The sequence below is a fragment of the Streptomyces canarius genome (assembly GCF_014650735.1).
Lineage (GTDB): Bacteria > Actinomycetota > Actinomycetes > Streptomycetales > Streptomycetaceae > Streptomyces > Streptomyces olivaceoviridis.
Genome location: NZ_BMVN01000035.1, coordinates 21,782 through 38,437, shown reverse-complemented (window position 1 = coordinate 38,437; position 16,656 = coordinate 21,782). Strand labels below are relative to the sequence as shown.

The window sequence follows — 16,656 nt, the reverse complement described above, 5'->3', positions numbered from 1 at the left end:
AACGCCCCATGACCCGGCAAGTACTGGCCGTCGACCCGGACGGCACAGGGGGTCACGCGTCCATCGCGGACGCCGTGCGGGCCGCGAGCAGCGGTGCCCTCATCACCGTGGCCCCTGGCCGGTACAGCGAAGCGCTGGTGCTGTCGGACGTGGTCACCATCATGGCCACGGAGGGCCGGGGTTCGGTGGAGATCGCCCCCCGGGCCGGTACCGCGGTGACGGTCACCGCGGAGGCGGTCAAGCTCACCGGGCTGGTGATCAGGGGCAGTGACGAGAAAGTGCCCGCGGTCGACGTGCCGGCGGGCCAGCTCGAACTGGACGATTGCGAGATCAGCGCCGTCTCCTGGACCGCCGTACTGGCCAGGCACTCCGGTGCGCTGGCCATGCGGGACAGCAGGATCACCAATGACACCGGCGCGGGGATCGTGGTGACCAGCGAGGGCGAGAGCATCGTCGAGGACTGCGTACTGGAGGACCTGGGGGCGTCCGGCCTGGTGATCGGCGAGCGCGGCAACCCCCTGGTCCGGCGCTGCACGGTGCGGGACGCCGCGGGCAACGGGGTGTTCGCCAGCGGTGAGGCACGCGGCCGGATCGAGGACTGCGACATCTCCAAGACGGAGAAGCCGGGCATCGCGCTGGAGGACAGCAGTTCCACCGTCGTCGTGCGGACCCGGGTGCACCAGGTCGGTGTCATAGGGATCCTCATCTCCAGCCGCAATCGCGTCCAGGTGGAGGACTGCTCGGTGCAGGATGCGGCCGGACACGGGCTGGTGGTGACCAGCGACGCGGAACCGCTGGTGCGCAGGCTGCGGGTCACGGCCGCGGCGCAGCAGGGTCTGAGACTCGGCGACAAGTCGCGGGGCCGGTACGAGGACTGCGAGGTGCTCGATCCCGCCGAGGCCGGACTCTGGGTCGGCGGTACGGCGTCCCCGGTCGTCACCGGACTGACGGTGCGCGGCGGCGACGCGGACGGTGCGCACCTGACCGACGACTCGACGCCGGAGCTGGACCAGCTGCACATCAGCGGACCGTCCGGCAGCGGGGTCCGGGCCGACGAGAGCACCAACCCGCTGGTACGGCGGACCACGGTCGCGGACTGTGACGGGCAGGGCCTGGAGATCGGTGACGGCGCCCGGGGACGCTACGAGGACGTGGAGATCACCGAGGTCGGCAAGTCCGGGGTGCGGCTGACAGGTTCGGCCCATGCGCTGCTGCATGCCGTCCTCGTCCGGGAGCCGGGGGACAACGGCATTTCGGTCGGCGGGGGGGCCACCGCGACCCTGCGGGATTGCGACACCTTCCGCCCCCGGAACCACGGCCTCTCGGTCGCCGCGGGTGCCAAGGTGACGGTGAGCCGGTCCCGGTTCCACGGCTCCGGCCGCGCCGGCGTCATGATGGCGGCGGGCAGCTCCGGCACGCTCACCGACTGCGAGGCCTTCGACAACTCCGGTGACGGCATCCTGCTGCACACGATGGAACGCGTCGTCATCAGGAAGTCCGCGGTCTTCGACAACGGGCGCAGTGGGCTGCATCGCACGGTGCTGAGCGAGAACACCGTCCTGGAGGAGTTGCTCAGCCGGTCCAATCGCACGCCGGACGTCCACGGGGAGCCCGAGGTGAGCCTCGGAACACCCACCGCCGACGTGGCGACACCGCTGCGGGCGCGGATCGAGAGGGTGCCGGCCGACCACCGAGCGGACACCGCGGACGGCGATGGCACCACCCGCCCGGACGGAACGGCGACCGCGGCGGGGCCGAGGACGGACGGCACCTGGGCGGACGACGGCGCCCGGGGCGAACGGAAGAAGAAGGGCAAGTCGACACCGCTGGAGGAGCTGGAGTCGCTGATCGGCCTGGAGTCGGTCAAGCACGAGGTGAAGACCCTGGTGAGCCTGAACCAGATGGCGCGCCGCCGCGCCGAGATGGGCATGTCGGCACCGCCGATGAGCCGCCACATGGTTTTCGCCGGCCCACCCGGTACCGGCAAGACCACCGTGGCCCGGCTCTACGGCAGCCTGCTGGCCGAGATGGAGGTGCTGCGGTACGGGCACATCGTCGAGGTGGCGCGGCAGGACCTGGTCGCCCAGGTCATCGGCGGTACGGCGATCAAGACCACGGAAGCCTTCGAGAAGGCCCGTGGCGGAGTGCTGTTCATCGACGAGGCCTACACCCTGACCTCGCAGTCGGACGGTGGCGGCGGTGCCGACTTCGGCAGGGAAGCCGTGGACACCCTGGTGAAGCTGATGGAGGACCACCGCGACGACACCGTGGTGATCGTCGCCGGATACTCCGTCGAGATGCGGCGATTCCTGGCCACCAACCCGGGCCTGGGATCACGCTTCAACCGCACCATCGAGTTCCCGAACTACACGGTGGACGAGCTGGTCACCATCTTGGAGCACATCTGCGGCCGGCACCAGTACGAGCTGGGGCCGGGTACCCGGGAGGCCCTCACCTCGTACTTCGAGAACATGAAGCGGGACGACACCTTCGGCAACGGGCGTACCGCGCGCAAGGTCTTCGAGGAGATGGTCGACCGCCAGGCGTTCCGCCTCGCCGGGGAGGCGGACGTGACGCCCTCCGACATGGTGCGCCTGATGCCCGAGGACCTCGGCGAGAACGCGCCCGGAAGCGCCGACGACGGTGAGGCGGGCCATGGGGAGCTCGACATGCTGCTCGCCGAACTCGACGCCATGGTCGGGCTCGAACAGGCCAAGGAGTCCGTGGCCTCCCTGGTGCATCTGGTCGCCAACACCCGCCGTCGCGCGGCCGCCGGCCTGCCCACGGCGGCACTCAGTCATCACGCCGTCTTCTCCGGCGCCCCCGGAACCGGCAAGACGACCGTGGCCCGGTTGTACGGGCGGCTGCTGGCCGCGCTCGGCGTGCTCTCCAGCGGCCAGGTCGTCGAAGTGGCCCGCGCCGACCTGGTCGGGCGTTATGTCGGCCACACCGCCCAGATGACCAGCGACGCCTTCGACCGGGCGCGCGGCGGGGTGCTGTTCATCGACGAGGCCTACACCCTCACTCCCGGTGGAGGCGAACGCGCCGGCAACGATTTCGGCCAGGAGGCCGTCGACACCCTGGTGAAGTTGATGGAAGACCACCGCGACGACGTCGTGGTGATCGCCGCGGGGTACACCAGGGAGATGGCCGGGTTCCTGGCGTCCAACCCGGGGCTCGCCTCACGCTTCTCCCACCAGATCGAGTTCCACGACTACTCGGCCGACGACCTCGTCGTCATCGTCGAGCGCATGGCCGAGTCCAGCGGCTACACCTGCGCCCCGGAGCTCATGGAGCGGATCCGCGAGCACTACGCGACGCTGCCGCGCGACGGCTCCTTCGGCAACGCCCGCGACGCCCGCAAACTCTTCGAGTCCATGGTCACCCGTCAGGCGTTCCGGCTCAGCAAGTCCGTCTCGCCGACCCTCGACGAACTGCGCCGACTGCTCCCGGAAGACCTGGTGGTCTGACCGGGCGGCTCGCCGACACCACCGCTTCACACTGACGCATGTTGTGACACTAATCTCTCTCTGGGAACCGAACTTTCTACCCACGGTGTGCATCGAAGAAGGGTGGCCGAACCGACCGGCGTTCGGCTGCCCTTCACTGCTGTCTCTCACACGCCCCGTGCACGGGAGCAGCCGACATACCGAGGACCCAAGAAGATGAGCAAGCCGCACGTAGCGGTACAGTCCACGGACCCGATCACCCGGTGCGGCCTGGAGCACGCACTGGAGCGCAGCCCGCAGCTCGTGCTGACTTCCGTCGAGGAGGCCGATGTCGTAGTGGTGGCGCTCGACACCGTGGATGCCGCGGCCCTTGAGACCTTGCAGGCACTGAAGCCCGGCGAGGACGCCCGATTCGTCGTGGTCGCATCCCGGGGCTGGTACGTCGATCCGACCCTCGCCGTCGAATGCGGTGTCAGGGCTGTGCTCTGGCGGGAGGAAGCGAACGCCAACGCCCTGGTGCGCGCGGTGGCCATGGTGGCCGCCGGACAGGCCTGGCTGCCGCCGTCGGTCCAGGGACGGCTGCTCGATCAGGTTGAGCACGTGCAACGTGAGGTGTTGCGCCCGCGCGGCTTGACTTCCTCTGGTTTGACCGGCCGGGAGGTAGACGTCCTGCGCATGCTCTCAGAGGGCCTGGATCTGGCGGAGATCGCCCAGAAGATGAGCTACTCCGAACGCACCATCAAAAAGATCATTTCCTCCGTCACCACGCGCCTCCAACTGCGCAACCGCGTCCACGCGGTGACCTACGCGATCCGGGCCGGGCTGATCTGACCGTACCGGCCCGCGTCGCGGCCGGCCCCGGAAAGTGACCCGGGCGCCACAGCGTCGGGGGATCGCGTGGCGCCCGGGCCGCACCCGCAGGGTTGAGGAGTTGCGGGTGCGGCGTTCTGAACGCACCACGTGACCGTGTCGAACCGGCGTTCAGAACGTCTGACCACATACTATCAAAAAAACGGTTCAGTTACACAACGTGTGACAGCGAGGAATCTGTGTCCGTCCTGGCCCGGCCGCAGCGGACGGGGCGTTCCTTGCACCAGTCCTCGTAGCGCGTGGCCCAGGTCTCCACACCGGGGTCGCCAGTGAGCACGTCCGCGGGGATGCCGGCGAACGGTCCGGCCGTCTCGTCCGTGACCACGGCCAGGCCGCCCCGTCCCGCCAGGGTGATCTCTCCCAGCCGGTCCAGACGGTGGACCTCGGGCCCCGCGATACGGCGCACACCCCGGAGCGGGTCGCTTTCCACCACCGCCGCCAAGGCCAGGGCCGTGTCGGAGGCCGCGACAGGACGCACCCGGGTGGACGGCAGACGTGCCTGTCCGTCCCGAACGGCCAGGCCGGTGATCAGTTCCACGAACTCGAAGTAGAGCCCGGCCCGTACCACGCTGTAGGGCAGGCCACTGTCCCGCACGGCCCGCTCCTGGGCGAGCTTGGCGCGGCAACAGCCCATGCCCGGCAGACGGTCGACACCGAGCGACGAGAGGATCACCAGGTGACGCACGCCCGCTCTCACCGCGGCCTCGGTCAGATGCCCCGTCGACCGGGTGACGTACCGCATGGCCGTGTCGGCGTCCCAGAACGGAGCGTTGGACACGTCCACGACCACGTCCGCCCCGCCGAGGAGCTCATCAAGCCCTCCGCCGGTGAAGGCGTCGACTCCGGTGCCGGGGAACCCCGACCGCGCATCGTGACCGTGGTCCCTCAGGATGTCGACCAAGGGCGAACGGATCAGCCCGGTACCGCCGACAACCACAACTCTCATCACGCTCTCCGTCCACCGCCGCGTCCGGCCGATGCAAGGCCGATCCGTCCTGGCCCGGCGGCCATCGCACCGGGAACAGGTCGCTCAGGGATGATCTCGCGGTTCGGCACGGCGGGGAGCGCCCGCATCGGATGGGGAACCTTGGGGACCACAAGAGGGTCCAAGAGAGCGCTGCGAAGGGCTCGTTGCGGAACGGAACCCGCCTGGACGGCGTACCAGCCCGTCACCGGGCCCCGGCGCGGCACCACAGCTCGGCTCGGCCGCTCCTCAGTCGCCACTGCCCGCTTGCCAAGGACCTGCACCCTAAGCGTTCGCCGTCGCCGGACGTCCGCGTGCCGGAGACCGCGACGCCACGCTGCGGCCTGGTGCCGGCCTCCGCGAAACAAGCCCGATCGTCAGGCGCAGGAGAGGCGTCACGTTCGCGCTGCACACGGGCATCAACAAGTACCAACGCCTGCGCATCCCCTGGGAACGGCGTGACGACACGCGCGAGCAGACCCGAAAGGGAATCATGTCCATCCCCGATGAGCCCGCTTGTTGCGCAATAAGTCCTCGGAGGTGAGGCTGAAAGTCAATCAACGGAACCGCGCAGCCGCACGCATCGATTCCGAAATGAGGAAAAGCCGCCCACCTGGGCCGAAGACCCAGGTGGGCGGTCTCTTATGCGGCGGGCGCCGTGGAAGGCGTGAGCCGGATCAGCCCTGCGCCAGCCACCAGCCGTCGCCGGCGATCCACACGCAGTAGGTGCCAGGCTCCTGGTGTGCCGCGACGGCGCAGGCGATACCGCCGCCAGGCCCGAACGGCTTGATGAAGAGGGTCTGAGAAGACGCCGACGCCGAGGTCGCGGTTACACCGGCCAGCGCAAGCCCTATGAGACCGGCAGTAGCCATCCGGCGGCCGAATCGTCCGAGCATCAGTAACTCCTTGTGTGTGGGGTCAGGACTTCAGCGAGGAAGATGGTGTCAGCACGTAACGTAAAAAGCAACGTGTGTCGACAAGTTGAGCACACGGTTGCTCAAAGGTGGGGTGAAAATGCGGCGGACGGCGGTGGCCGCGGTGCCGGCCGACGGCGTCCACGGCGGCATCGGTCCGACCGTGGTCACTCGCCGCAGACCACCGTTCCGACCTGTTTGTTCCTCACCGCACTCGGGTCGAGACGCCTCCACGGCGGAACGAGATGGCGGCGCCCCGCTCCCCCGTCGCCCTCAGGACGGAAGGCCCGTCACACAACAAACGTTCACAACATAATGCTATGAACTGCGCTCCAATGACCTAGCCTTGACCCTCGACCACTAGCAGTGAAACGGAGTCACACCTTGTCCAGTGCCCGCACGGCCGGAGGCCGTCACCGCAAACCCAAGTCCGTGAGCCCGGCGGTGCGCCGCACACTCATCGTCGCCGCGGCCGCCCCGGTGGCGGGAGCACTGTTCACGGCACCGTCCGCGTTCGCAGCCGACCAGCTCACCCCGACAGAGCAGCGGATCTCGGACAACCTCGACGCCCGAGTCGTCGACGAGCGGATCGGCTCCACCTTCAGCGGTGTCGTGCTCGACGCCGAGTCGGACACCGTCATCTGGAGCCATGACGCGCAGACGGCGCTGATGCCCGCTTCCAACACCAAACTCGCCACCGCCACTGCCGCGTTGACCGTGCTGGGACCCGATCACCGGTTCACCACCAAGGTCGTCTACGACAACGGCACACTCACGGTCATCGGTGGCGGCGACCGCACTCTGACGGCCGATGACATCGCGGCCCTTGCCAAGGACGCCGCCGCGGGGTTGAAGAGCGCAGGCCTCGACACGGTGAAGGTCCGCATCGACGACAGCCTCTTCCCCGAGCCGGAGCTCGCCCCCGGGTGGACACAGAACTACTACGACGACCAGGTCGCGCCCGTCCGGGCCCTGTCCTTGAGCGGCAGCCTCAACGCGGACACAGCGATCGAAGCGGGTGAGGCGTTCGCCCGGCAACTCGGTGAGCAGGGCATCACGGTCGAGGGGGGTGTCACCCGTGGTCAGGCCGGCCCGGGTACCGTTCCTGTCGCCGAGCACGCCTCCGAGGCACTGTCGTCGGTCGTCAAGCAGATGCTCAAGAAGAGCGACAACTCCATCGCGGAGGCGTTGCTGCGGGCGACCGCCTTGGGCTCCGGGCGGCCGGCCACCTTCGAGGGCGGTGTCGAGGCGGTGCGCACCGTGCTGAGCGAGCGATACGGGGTGTCGATGGACAACTTCGTCATTCACGACGGCAGCGGGCTCTCCCGCGACAACCGTATCCCCGCGCAGACCATCGCCGACATCCTCGACAACGTCACCGAACCCGCCAACCGGGACGTGCTGAGGTCCATCGACGAGGGCCTGCCGGTCGCGGGCGAGACGGGAAGCACTCTTGGTCCCGAGTGGGGCCGCTTCGACACGGCGGACTCCAAGTGTGCCGTGGGCGAGGTCAAGGCCAAGACGGGCACACTGACGGGCGCCGCGGCACTGAGTGGCCTGACGAAGGGCGAAGACGGCCGCTGGCGGGTGTTCGCCTTCGTGGAGAACGACTCTCCCGCCGCAGCGGCCGACGTCAAGGACGCTCTCGACGGCCTCGCCGCGACAGTCAACGGCTGCTGGGCGTAGTGCCCGTGGGCCGGGGCCGAAGGCCGGTCGGCAAAGCCCGAGGGCGCCTGCCCTCCAGGCGGATCGCCTGACGGCAGCGAACGCCGCCCGTACCGTAGTGCGGACATCAGGTGCGGGCGGCATACGAGCAGGCCATGCGGCGCTCGGAGCGCAGGATGACCACGACTGCCAGTGCGGCCTGCGCGGATCCGCGCTTCTCCTGTCGCGCAGCGGCCGATCGAACCCGTTCCCACTACTTACGCGATCACGGAAGCCACGGCTACTCCTGCCACGCTGCGCTGTGTCTACGCGCGTGCCGAGAGAACCGCGAGCCATCCGTGGTCTTGACTGCACCGGTGCCGCGACAACCGCACACGAGTGTCCGGGCGCCGCAACATGGTGATCCTCGAACATGCTTTTGAGAGACATCCGGATGAATCGCAAGACCTTGGCGCTGGCGGCGATAGCCGGCGTCCTCACTCCTGTCCTCGCCGCGTGCGGAGGATCGGACGGAGAGGGGAAGGGCGGCGGCACCGTCGTCGTGGGTACCACTGACCGGTTCACCGCCACCAAGGAAGAACCGGCGCCACTCGACCCTGCGTACACGTATGACACCAACGCCTGGAACCTCTTGCGTCAAACCGTCCAGACCCTGATGACACAGCCCAGAGGCGATGGCTTGCCAGTGCCGGAGGCGGCTCGGAGCTGCTCCTTCACTGACAAGGGAAATGAGAGGTACGTCTGCGAGCTGCGCGACGGACTGAAGTTTGCCGATGGTAGCGACGTGACTGCTGCCGACGTGAAGTACTCCATCGAGCGCTCCCTCGGCATCAGTGCCGAAACAGGTGTCGCCAGCTTGCTGAACACGATCGACACCATCGAGACGCAGGGCACTCGCAGCATCGTTTTCCATCTCAAGACCGCTGATGCCACATTCCCGTACAAACTCGCCACACCTGTGGCGGGCATCGTCAATCCGAAGAAGTACGCGAAGGACAAGTTGCGTAACGGCTTCCAGGTCGACGGTTCCGGTCCTTACACCTTCAAGGCTGCCGTGAAGGACAACACGGTCACCAGCGTCACCTATGTCAGGAACCCCCTCTACAAGGGAAGTCTGAAGGTGAACAACAGCCAGGTGGAGATGAGAGTTTTCGAAGACGCTGACGCCATGGGCTCAGCGATCGAGGAAGGCGACATCGATCTCATGACACGAACCATGTCGCCCTCTCAGATCCAGAAACTGGATTCCAGCTCCGACGACAGCGTGCACCTGGTCGAGATGCCCGGCCTTGAGATCCGCTATCTCGGGTTCGACACCAACGCTCCCACCGTGAGGACCAAGGCCGTCCGCCAAGCCATGGCGCAGGTCATCGACCGTTACGCGCTGATCTCAAAGGTCTACGGAACTCAGGCCGATCCGTTGTACTCACTGGTTCCGGCCAGTGTCGTCGGCCATTCCAACGCATTCTTCAACAAATATGGCAACCCGAGCGTCGACAAGGCCAGGGGCCTGCTGAACGCGGCTGGCATCAAAACGCCGGTGAAGTTCACCCTGCACTACACCACCGACCACTACGGGACCGCCACCAAGCAGGAGTTCGAGGTGCTGCGGAAGCAGCTCAACGACAGTCGCCTGTTCGACGTCACCCTGCGGGGTCACCCTTGGTCTACATTCCGGCCCGCCGAGCAGAAGGGTGAATACGACGTCTACGGAATGGGTTGGTTTCCTGATTTCCCCGACCCCGACAACTTCCTCGCCCCATTCCTGGACAAGAACAACATCCTGGGGTCGCCGTACTCCAACACCACCATCCAGAAGACGTTGATTCCGCAGTCGCGCCGCATGCAGGACCGGCTGGCGGCAGCGCGCAGCTTGACCCGAATCCAGGACACCGTCGCCGAGGACGTGCCCGTTCTGCCGCTCTGGCAAGGCAAGCAATACATCGCTGCTCGGGACGACATCACGGGCTCCGAGTATGCCCTCAACTCCTCGTCCGTGCTCTGCCTGTGGGAGCTCAGCCACGGAGTGAGCCAGTGACAGACGGGCACGGATGTCGGAGGCCCGACATATCGGCCGGTACCCGTGACGCTTTGCCTGGCTGACGGGACAGCCACTCATCCTTTGCCGGGTGTACGCCGACTGGGATCTGCCCAGCGAGATCCACGTGCCCAAAGCAGTCGCCCGAGCCTTCGATTCCGCCTCACCTGCGCCGCGTCGCCGAGCTCGACCGTGCCCGAACGCTGGAGACGACACAGTGACAAAGTCCCGTGTTCTGCAACGGTATCCCCATCGCCGTCATCATGCTCGGTGTGAAGCGCGGCCATTGGACTGACAACCACGTGCGAGTCCGTGAGCAGCGTGCCGTGCTCCTCATGGCCACGATGGCGTCGGTACTGACCGGCACATCTCTGCTTGTCGTCCCCGGTGCGCCCCGCGAGGTGTTCGCCCTAGTCGTACTTCGTGACCACACCAGCACCCAGACAGTGGCAGGAGGCCTGCTCGGAAGGGTCGTTGCCGCTGTCGCATTCACCGCGATGCGTTGACGAACACCGGATCCCCGGCCAGCTCGGTGACATCGCGCGAATCGGTGGAAACACTGGTCCCGGAGGCCGCAGCCACCAGAGCGATCCCGCTGTGGCCGGTTGCTGCGGCCTCGCTGGCCAGGTAGAGCCGATGACGACGCTCATCGATCGAACTGGCCCGCAAGGCGGTGACCGGAGGACGCACAGGCATGGTCCACCATCCCACGAACTCCCAGAGCAAGCAGTAATTGAAATACAAGCCCCGGAGGTGCCGGTGTACTGCCGGCCGACCCCGGCCGAGGTGGTGCCCTTCTTGACGAATCCGGCGTCGACGATCAGCACCCCGTCTGGCCCCAGCCGTTCGGCCACGTACTCGCGGACATCGTCACGCAGAGCGTCCACGTCCCAGACGCTGCTGTCCAGCAGCCGCTGGAAGCCGTCCGAGGTGCGGCGCCCAGCCCATTCCGCGAGGTGCCGGCCATTCTTGCGCGCCGCCCGCTCCAACAGACCACGGACGTAGTCCCGCATCCGCCACCGCAGATCCGCCCGGTCGAACCTCCCCGCCATCCGACCGAACACCGAATCCGAGGCGAGTCCACCGTGGTGCTTGTCCAGGACGAGTCCCTCGGACGTAACCCGGAGGGTTGGTGCGTCCATAGCGGCCCAGGCAGACCCCATCTATCCCCTTCTCGGGGGTTCACCTCCCCGACCTCGACCAGCTGCTTGCCCGTGGAGGAGTACTCGGCGTCTCCGCACGGAGAGGTGGTCAAGCGCGCGACCCTGTCGACAACGCTCGTGCGGCCGTCGTGCGCGGACCGCTCAGTCCACGGTCGCGAGAACCAGGGATACACACAGGATGAGCACAACCCCGGCGAGGAAGGCCAACGCTGCGCAGGCATTTCTGCGCAACCGTGTGTAGCGTTCGGTGTGACGTGCTTCCACCATCGCAATCTGATCCGTGACGTGGTCTGCGATCGTAAGGGATGTCCTGATCTGTTCCTCGACGTACCACCACTCGATGTCCGCCTTCTGCCCCTCACTGAGTCCCGGCACACGGGCGGCGAAGTCGGCCGCGCGGTCTTGGGCGGCCCGGCGGTAGGCATCCCAGTACAGGTAGTCCTCCAGATCCGTCAGACCACGCATGACCTCGTCCTTCGCATCCATGGTGTGCTCCAGCCATAGGTGTGCCACGTAACGCCCACGGCGGCGGGGGCCAATGCGGTCTGCCGTCTATACGGTCGGGCGGGCGGGCATGTGCCAGATAGTGTCAGGTACCCATCGTATCTCTCGCTCGCGAGGGGCGGACGGCTGCGGCACGCCTTATGGGCCGTCACACCGGCCATCCGTACTGCGCTACACGAAACGGGGTCATTCCGGCGATGCGCAGCGGAACAACCTGGCCTCACAACAGTGTCACTACATGTTGCGTCGCTTGTGGGGGGCGCCACGCCTCAATGGATCACCCGAAGGCGTGAAGCACTCCGCTTCGACGCTGTGCCCGGACTTACACGGTCACCGTCCCTCACGACGCCGCCCACGTCGACAGCGCCACACGTCGCCAGTGGTGCTGGAGGCGGTCGTGCACACCACCGCCGACGAGGGCCCCGGGTGCGGGTGCGGCTCGACGGCCTGGCCGCCGAGCCGCACCCGTATCGGTGAGTCTGGGAGCGACGGCAGAGGTCGAAGTGCATCTGGGCGACGCTCCCCCCTCGGTGGCGGTGCCCCGTCTTTGATCGGGTGATGATGCGGGCGTCCGCGCCGGCTTCGACGCTGCGGGGTGAGGCGCCGGACCCGGACGTCGTGGTCCGGCTCAACTCGGTCGGCCGGGTCTTCGACGCCGGCCCTCACATGCAGGTCCTGAAGTAGGGCGAGCTGACGGCCCGCGACCGGTAACACCTGCCGGTCGTCGGCCACTCCGCATCCGGGAAGTCGACGCGGCTGGACTCTGGTCAGCGAGTCGTACTGGATGAATGCTCACAACGGATGCAGCGGCGCGCCCCAGCCTGTGCAGACACTCCTGGGCACGGCATCGGGCATGCCCTGTGCAGGGCACCGGGCGCAGCACCGGCCCGGCCGGTCCTCCGGGGGCACGGCGTGGGTTTCGGGTAAGGCGGTCCCCGGCAGTCTTGCCACTTGCTCACCGGTCTCAGCCGGCTGGCTCACATGGACCGAATCAGCTGGCGTCCTGGTCGACGTCCCGGCGGCCCGAACCGGAAATGTCCTGGCGTTCACCTGCGGTCATCCCGCCCCACACGCCGTACGGCTCCTTGTTGTGAAGGGCCATCGCGGCGCACTCCTCGATGACCTCGCACCGGTCGCAGATCTGGCGCGCCTGTTCCTCCCGCCGGCGGCGCCGGTGGCCCCTCTCCCCTTGAGGGGGAAAGAAGACGGCGCTGTTCATCCCACGGCAGGCGGCACGTTCCTGCCATTCCCAGTCGTTCAGCAACGGCAGCAGTTTGGTTCGCATCCTTTTCCTCCTCCTTCCGCCCCCGCAGGGTCCGGACGTGCGTGACGGTTATGTGAGAACTTTGAGTCCCCGCCCCGGCTGCGAGGACCATGTCCGATCCGGGGCGGGAGGCGTGAGCGCGACGGCCCGTGGAGCGAATGGCTCAGCGGCGGAGGGGGATATCGCCCTGTCTCCCCGTCTCGTTCAAGGCGTGTGAAGAACCGGAAATGCCCCTGCTTGAGACGCCGCGCACTGCTCCGGGCGACCAGGATCGGCGTCGACGCACAGAACGGGTCGCAGTGTGGCCGAGGCGTTCCACGTCCTTGCCGAGCCAGGAGGCAGTTCCGATGTGGTCGGCATTAGCAGGAGTACACCGGGTGCGTGCCCCGTAGGGCTTGCCGCTGGCTTGGGTCACCTCCTGGACGGCAGCAGGTGATGTCGTCCGGGCAAGCTGGACATCGGCGAGCGAGCACTGCGCCGTCTCGCATGAGCATGGGTCATAGGTCATTGCCGGCTGCGGGCGCGGCCGGCAATCGCCGCGGTCAGGAGGGGTGGAGTTCCACAACGACGCGGTAGCTGGCAGGTTCTGAGGTGATGTGAAGGCCTGGGTCGTCGAACATGCGCTGTAGTGAGGCATGCCACTCGGGGTTGCCGGTGGCCTTGTCGAGCGTGGTGCCTGAGGTCCACTCGGCGATGTGGACGAACTGCACCTCGGGGCCGTCGGCGAGCGGCCTGTGCAGGCGGGAGCGGACGAAGCCAGGCTGTGTCGACATGATCCGGGCGTTCTCCTGGTACACCTCGACGAAATAGTCGGCTTCGCCCGTCGGCACGGTGTAGCGCTTGATGACAGTGACCGGCCCGTCGATGCCGGTCTTCGATTCCAAGGATTGACTCATGCCCACAGTGACCGACGATGCCACTCGTTTGTGACCATTAGTCGGCTGTTGATGTCGCGCACCCGCATCGAGCGTCATCGCGTAAGAGTTTCCACCCGACCCTCGACAAGGTCGCCCGAGCCCGGTCTCATGCCCCCGCGCGCCCTGGTCGAGAAGCGTCACGCCTTGGAGGACACCGGCCCGGCGTGTGTTGAGACGACGGGGGACAAGCGCGAAGCTGTCGGTGACAGCAACTTCGACTGCCAGCGCACCTTGATGGCAGGGAGGACGCCAATGCCTCCTTCATGGCCGGGTGTGGCACGCGAGCTTCGCCGCCACCTCGGCTGGTCCTCGGCGGCCGCAGCGCCCACGATGTCCGAGGGAATCCATCGCGCTGGGCTTGCTCGTGCCTCCACAGTCGGAGCGGAAACTCGAGCCCGCCTGGGCGGACGTCGACATGCTGTGCCTTGCGCCGGCGCGGTCCGCTTCCCGCGAAGGCCATGGCACGACAGAGACGACGGCGCGATTGCGCTGCCGGTGGTTGCAGCGTGCCAACCGGGACACGCCCCCGGTACCGTCCGGCAACCGCCTGCATCACGGTCGGAACCATTCCCCCATGGGCTGCGATCCGACGGGACGACCGGGAGGACATTGCCGGACCACAGCCCACTGCTCTAGGGAGTGAGCAGGGACAGCTTGCATCACCGGCCGACGACTCCGGTGCGGCACTGCCCGAATGAACACCGAACGCGGCCCTTCGGGGATCGGTCCCTCCCCGCTCTGTGAACCCGGATCGGCCCCGCGCTTGCTCTGGCGGCCCGCGCCCCGAGCCGCGTGACGCCGGCACCGACTCGCCGTCCGAACCGCGCCTTCCATCAGCTGCGGGCCCTCGCCCGCACCCGCGAGCCCAGGTGCGATGGTGTGCGCCGGATCTCGTACTGACCGACCAGCCGGAACCTGCGAGCCCCGGTCGTCCGCTGTGGGAGAACCTCGCGAAGGTGGAGGCCGAGGATCTGCGCTCTCAGCTCGTCCGGACGCCGGCGAGTACTCGGCAGGTGCTGCAACGCCAGGACGTGGCACTCGCGGACGTGCTGACCGGCTGGGACGGCGCCAGCGAGGGCAGTCCGTTCGATGCCCTGTTCGTCCTGGAGAACACCGAATCCCCGGCACTGCGACTGCCCGGCTGTGTCCAGAGTCCTCTGTGGTACGCGGCGCCGGACGCCAAGTGCCCGCTGACAGTGTCCGTGATCGACCACTCCGACGGGCTGGACGTGTTGTGGGAGTACGCCGAGGGCCGTTTCACCGGCGAGGCCGTCGAGGCGATGGCCGAGCTGTTCCGGCGGGGCGTGGACGCGCTCGCCTCCGGTGGACGCCCGACGCCACGCGAGCTGGTCGCCCCGTACCGGCGGTCTCTGCCGCGCCACGGACGCGGGCCCGCCCCGTTGCCCGGGTTCACCACGGTCGCCGAAGGATTCGCACGGCAAGTCGTCCGCACGCCGGACGCACCCGCCGTCGTCACGGCCACAGGACGCACGCTGAGCTATGCGGCGCTCGACGCGCATGCCGCGACCCTGAGCGCACACTGTCCGATCCCCGGAGACGGCAGCCCCTGCCGGGTGGCCCTGTACCTGGAGCCGTCCGTCGAGCATGTGGTGGCCCTGCTGGCGCTGGCACGCCTGAATGTCACCGCCGTTCCCCTCGACCCCTCGTACCCGGCCGAGGTGCTGCGCGGCGTTCTCACGCGGGCCGGCCCGCTGTGTGTCCTGGTCACACCCGCCGGCGCGGCGGCGCTGGACCCGCTGTTGCCGGACGGCACGGTGACGCTCCATGTCGCCCTGACGGACGTGGTTCCCCCACCGGGTGGCCGCACGGTCACGCCCGGCGGAAAACACACCCACGACGGCAGCCGGCCGTTGTACACCTTGTTCACGTCCGGCTCCACCGGCGTCCCCAAGGGGTGTGCAGATCTACGACCGCACGCTGTGCGACCTGATCCGGTGGCAGTCCGGCCCCGGCGGTCTGACCGCCCCGGCGCACACGCAGCAGTTCTCGATGCTGGCGTTCGACGTGTCCTTCCAGGAGATCTTCGGAACGCTGTGCACCGGCGGCTGCCTCCACCTCATACGCCCCGAGTGGCGCCAGGACGTCCCCGCGCTCCTGGAACGGCTGGAGTCCGCGGGGACCGAGCGGATCTTCATGCCGTACGAGGCCCTGCAACTGCTCGCCGAGTACGCAGTCCGCCAGGGCAGGTTCCCCTCCCGGCTGCGCGAGGTGGTCACCGCGGGCGAGCAACTGGTGTGTGCCGACGCCATCCGCCGGCGGTTCGCCGGACTGCCCGGCGCCCGCCTGTTCAACCGCTACGGGCCGCCCGAGACGCATCTGGTCAGCGCCCTGTACCTGGAGGGCGACCCGAGCCGGTGGCCGGAGCGGCCGGCCATCGGCCGTCCTGTGGCCGGTGCGGATCTGCGCGTGGTGGACGGCATGGGCGACGCGGTCCCACCCGGGCGCACCGGCGAACCGCTCATCGGCGGCACCATGACCACGCGCTGTCACCTCGACGAACCGGCTCTCGGCGCCACCCGCTTCGTGGAGATCCCGGGCGAGGGGCTGTTCTGCCGCAGTGGGGACCGGGCCTGGTTCGACCGCGAGGGCCCGTTGCACTACGCGGGCCGTGACGACCAGCAGATCAAGCTGAGCGGGCACCGGCTGGAACTCGGCTACGTCGAGGCGGCGCTGCTGCGCCATCCGGCGGTGGTGAACGCCGTCGTCACCTGTGACGGCGACCGGTTGACAGCCTGCCTCGAGCTACGCGGCGAAACCCCGTCCGCCGACGACCTGACAGCCCACCTGTCCGCACTGCTGCCCTCGTACGTCCGCGTGGACCGCTTCCGCAGGCTGGAAAGGCTGCCACGCACGCGGAGCATCGCGGAAGCGCTCGCGGATCCCGCCC

The 16,656-nt window shown here is 68.0% G+C and carries 11 protein-coding genes and 3 pseudogenes; 7 read left to right on the top strand and 7 right to left on the bottom strand.

Annotated elements, in window-relative coordinates; all coding sequences use genetic code 11:
- Positions 1 to 8 precede the first annotated feature (8 nt).
- A complete protein-coding gene (locus tag IE294_RS34340) occupies positions 9 to 3,470 on the top strand; it encodes a right-handed parallel beta-helix repeat-containing protein (protein ID WP_189892681.1) in 3,462 nt (1,153 codons plus the stop codon).
- Between the two features lie 195 nt (positions 3,471 to 3,665).
- Entirely contained in the window at positions 3,666 to 4,280 is a 615-nt protein-coding gene (locus IE294_RS34335) for a helix-turn-helix transcriptional regulator (protein WP_189892679.1), read from the top strand.
- Positions 4,281 to 4,470: 190 nt separating this feature from the next.
- On the opposite strand, the gene IE294_RS34330 is transcribed toward IE294_RS34335, so the two are convergent.
- Positions 4,471 to 5,265, bottom strand: a complete 795-nt coding sequence (locus tag IE294_RS34330; protein ID WP_189892678.1) for an SDR family oxidoreductase — start codon at positions 5,263 to 5,265, stop codon at positions 4,471 to 4,473.
- Positions 5,266 to 5,960: 695 nt separating this feature from the next.
- Positions 5,961 to 6,179: a hypothetical protein gene (locus IE294_RS34325; RefSeq protein ID WP_189892676.1), complete on the bottom strand. Its 219-nt coding sequence runs from the start codon at positions 6,177 to 6,179 to the stop codon at positions 5,961 to 5,963.
- Between the two features lie 450 nt (positions 6,180 to 6,629).
- Here IE294_RS34325 and dacB point away from each other — a divergent pair, with 450 nt between their 5' ends.
- Both dacB and IE294_RS34315 read left to right on the top strand, forming a co-directional pair.
- Positions 6,630 to 7,883, top strand: coding sequence for a D-alanyl-D-alanine carboxypeptidase/D-alanyl-D-alanine endopeptidase (gene dacB, locus IE294_RS34320; RefSeq protein WP_189892724.1), 1,254 nt, complete (start codon positions 6,630 to 6,632; stop codon positions 7,881 to 7,883).
- 412 nt (positions 7,884 to 8,295) lie between these two features.
- Positions 8,296 to 9,900, top strand: coding sequence for an ABC transporter substrate-binding protein (locus tag IE294_RS34315; protein WP_189892674.1), 1,605 nt, complete (start codon positions 8,296 to 8,298; stop codon positions 9,898 to 9,900).
- A 489-nt stretch (positions 9,901 to 10,389) separates the two neighbouring features.
- Here the strand turns inward: IE294_RS34315 and IE294_RS34310 are convergent, their stop codons facing one another.
- The 3 genes and pseudogenes from IE294_RS34310 to IE294_RS34300 form a co-directional block, all read right to left on the bottom strand.
- Positions 10,390 to 10,626 (bottom strand): hypothetical protein, encoded by a 237-nt coding sequence (locus IE294_RS34310; protein WP_189892735.1) that lies wholly within the window; start codon positions 10,624 to 10,626, stop codon positions 10,390 to 10,392.
- Positions 10,627 to 10,646: 20 nt separating this feature from the next.
- Positions 10,647 to 10,952 (bottom strand): annotated as a pseudogene (locus tag IE294_RS34305) (transposase); the annotation flags it as partial.
- Between the two features lie 252 nt (positions 10,953 to 11,204).
- Complete coding sequence (locus IE294_RS34300) at positions 11,205 to 11,549, bottom strand: hypothetical protein (protein WP_189892671.1); 345 nt, start codon at positions 11,547 to 11,549, stop codon at positions 11,205 to 11,207.
- 576 nt (positions 11,550 to 12,125) lie between these two features.
- Here IE294_RS34300 and IE294_RS49115 point away from each other — a divergent pair.
- Positions 12,126 to 12,251 carry a hypothetical protein gene (locus IE294_RS49115; protein ID WP_268252827.1) on the top strand — a complete coding sequence of 42 codons (126 nt, stop codon included), beginning with the start codon at positions 12,126 to 12,128 and terminating at the stop codon, positions 12,249 to 12,251.
- A gap of 307 nt (positions 12,252 to 12,558) precedes the next feature.
- On the opposite strand, the gene IE294_RS34295 is transcribed toward IE294_RS49115, so the two are convergent.
- Positions 12,559 to 12,852 carry a WhiB family transcriptional regulator gene (locus IE294_RS34295; RefSeq protein ID WP_189892669.1) on the bottom strand — a complete coding sequence of 98 codons (294 nt, stop codon included), beginning with the start codon at positions 12,850 to 12,852 and terminating at the stop codon, positions 12,559 to 12,561.
- Between the two features lie 521 nt (positions 12,853 to 13,373).
- Positions 13,374 to 13,715 (bottom strand): antibiotic biosynthesis monooxygenase family protein, encoded by a 342-nt coding sequence (locus IE294_RS34290; RefSeq protein WP_229917574.1) that lies wholly within the window; start codon positions 13,713 to 13,715, stop codon positions 13,374 to 13,376.
- Between the two features lie 1,313 nt (positions 13,716 to 15,028).
- Here IE294_RS34290 and IE294_RS49400 point away from each other — a divergent pair.
- A pseudogene (locus tag IE294_RS49400) lies at positions 15,029 to 15,607 on the top strand (AMP-binding protein); the annotation flags it as partial.
- Positions 15,567 to 16,568 (top strand): annotated as a pseudogene (locus IE294_RS49395) (AMP-binding protein); the annotation flags it as partial. The pseudogenes IE294_RS49400 and IE294_RS49395, both read left to right, overlap by 41 nt.
- Positions 16,569 to 16,656 lie beyond the last annotated feature (88 nt).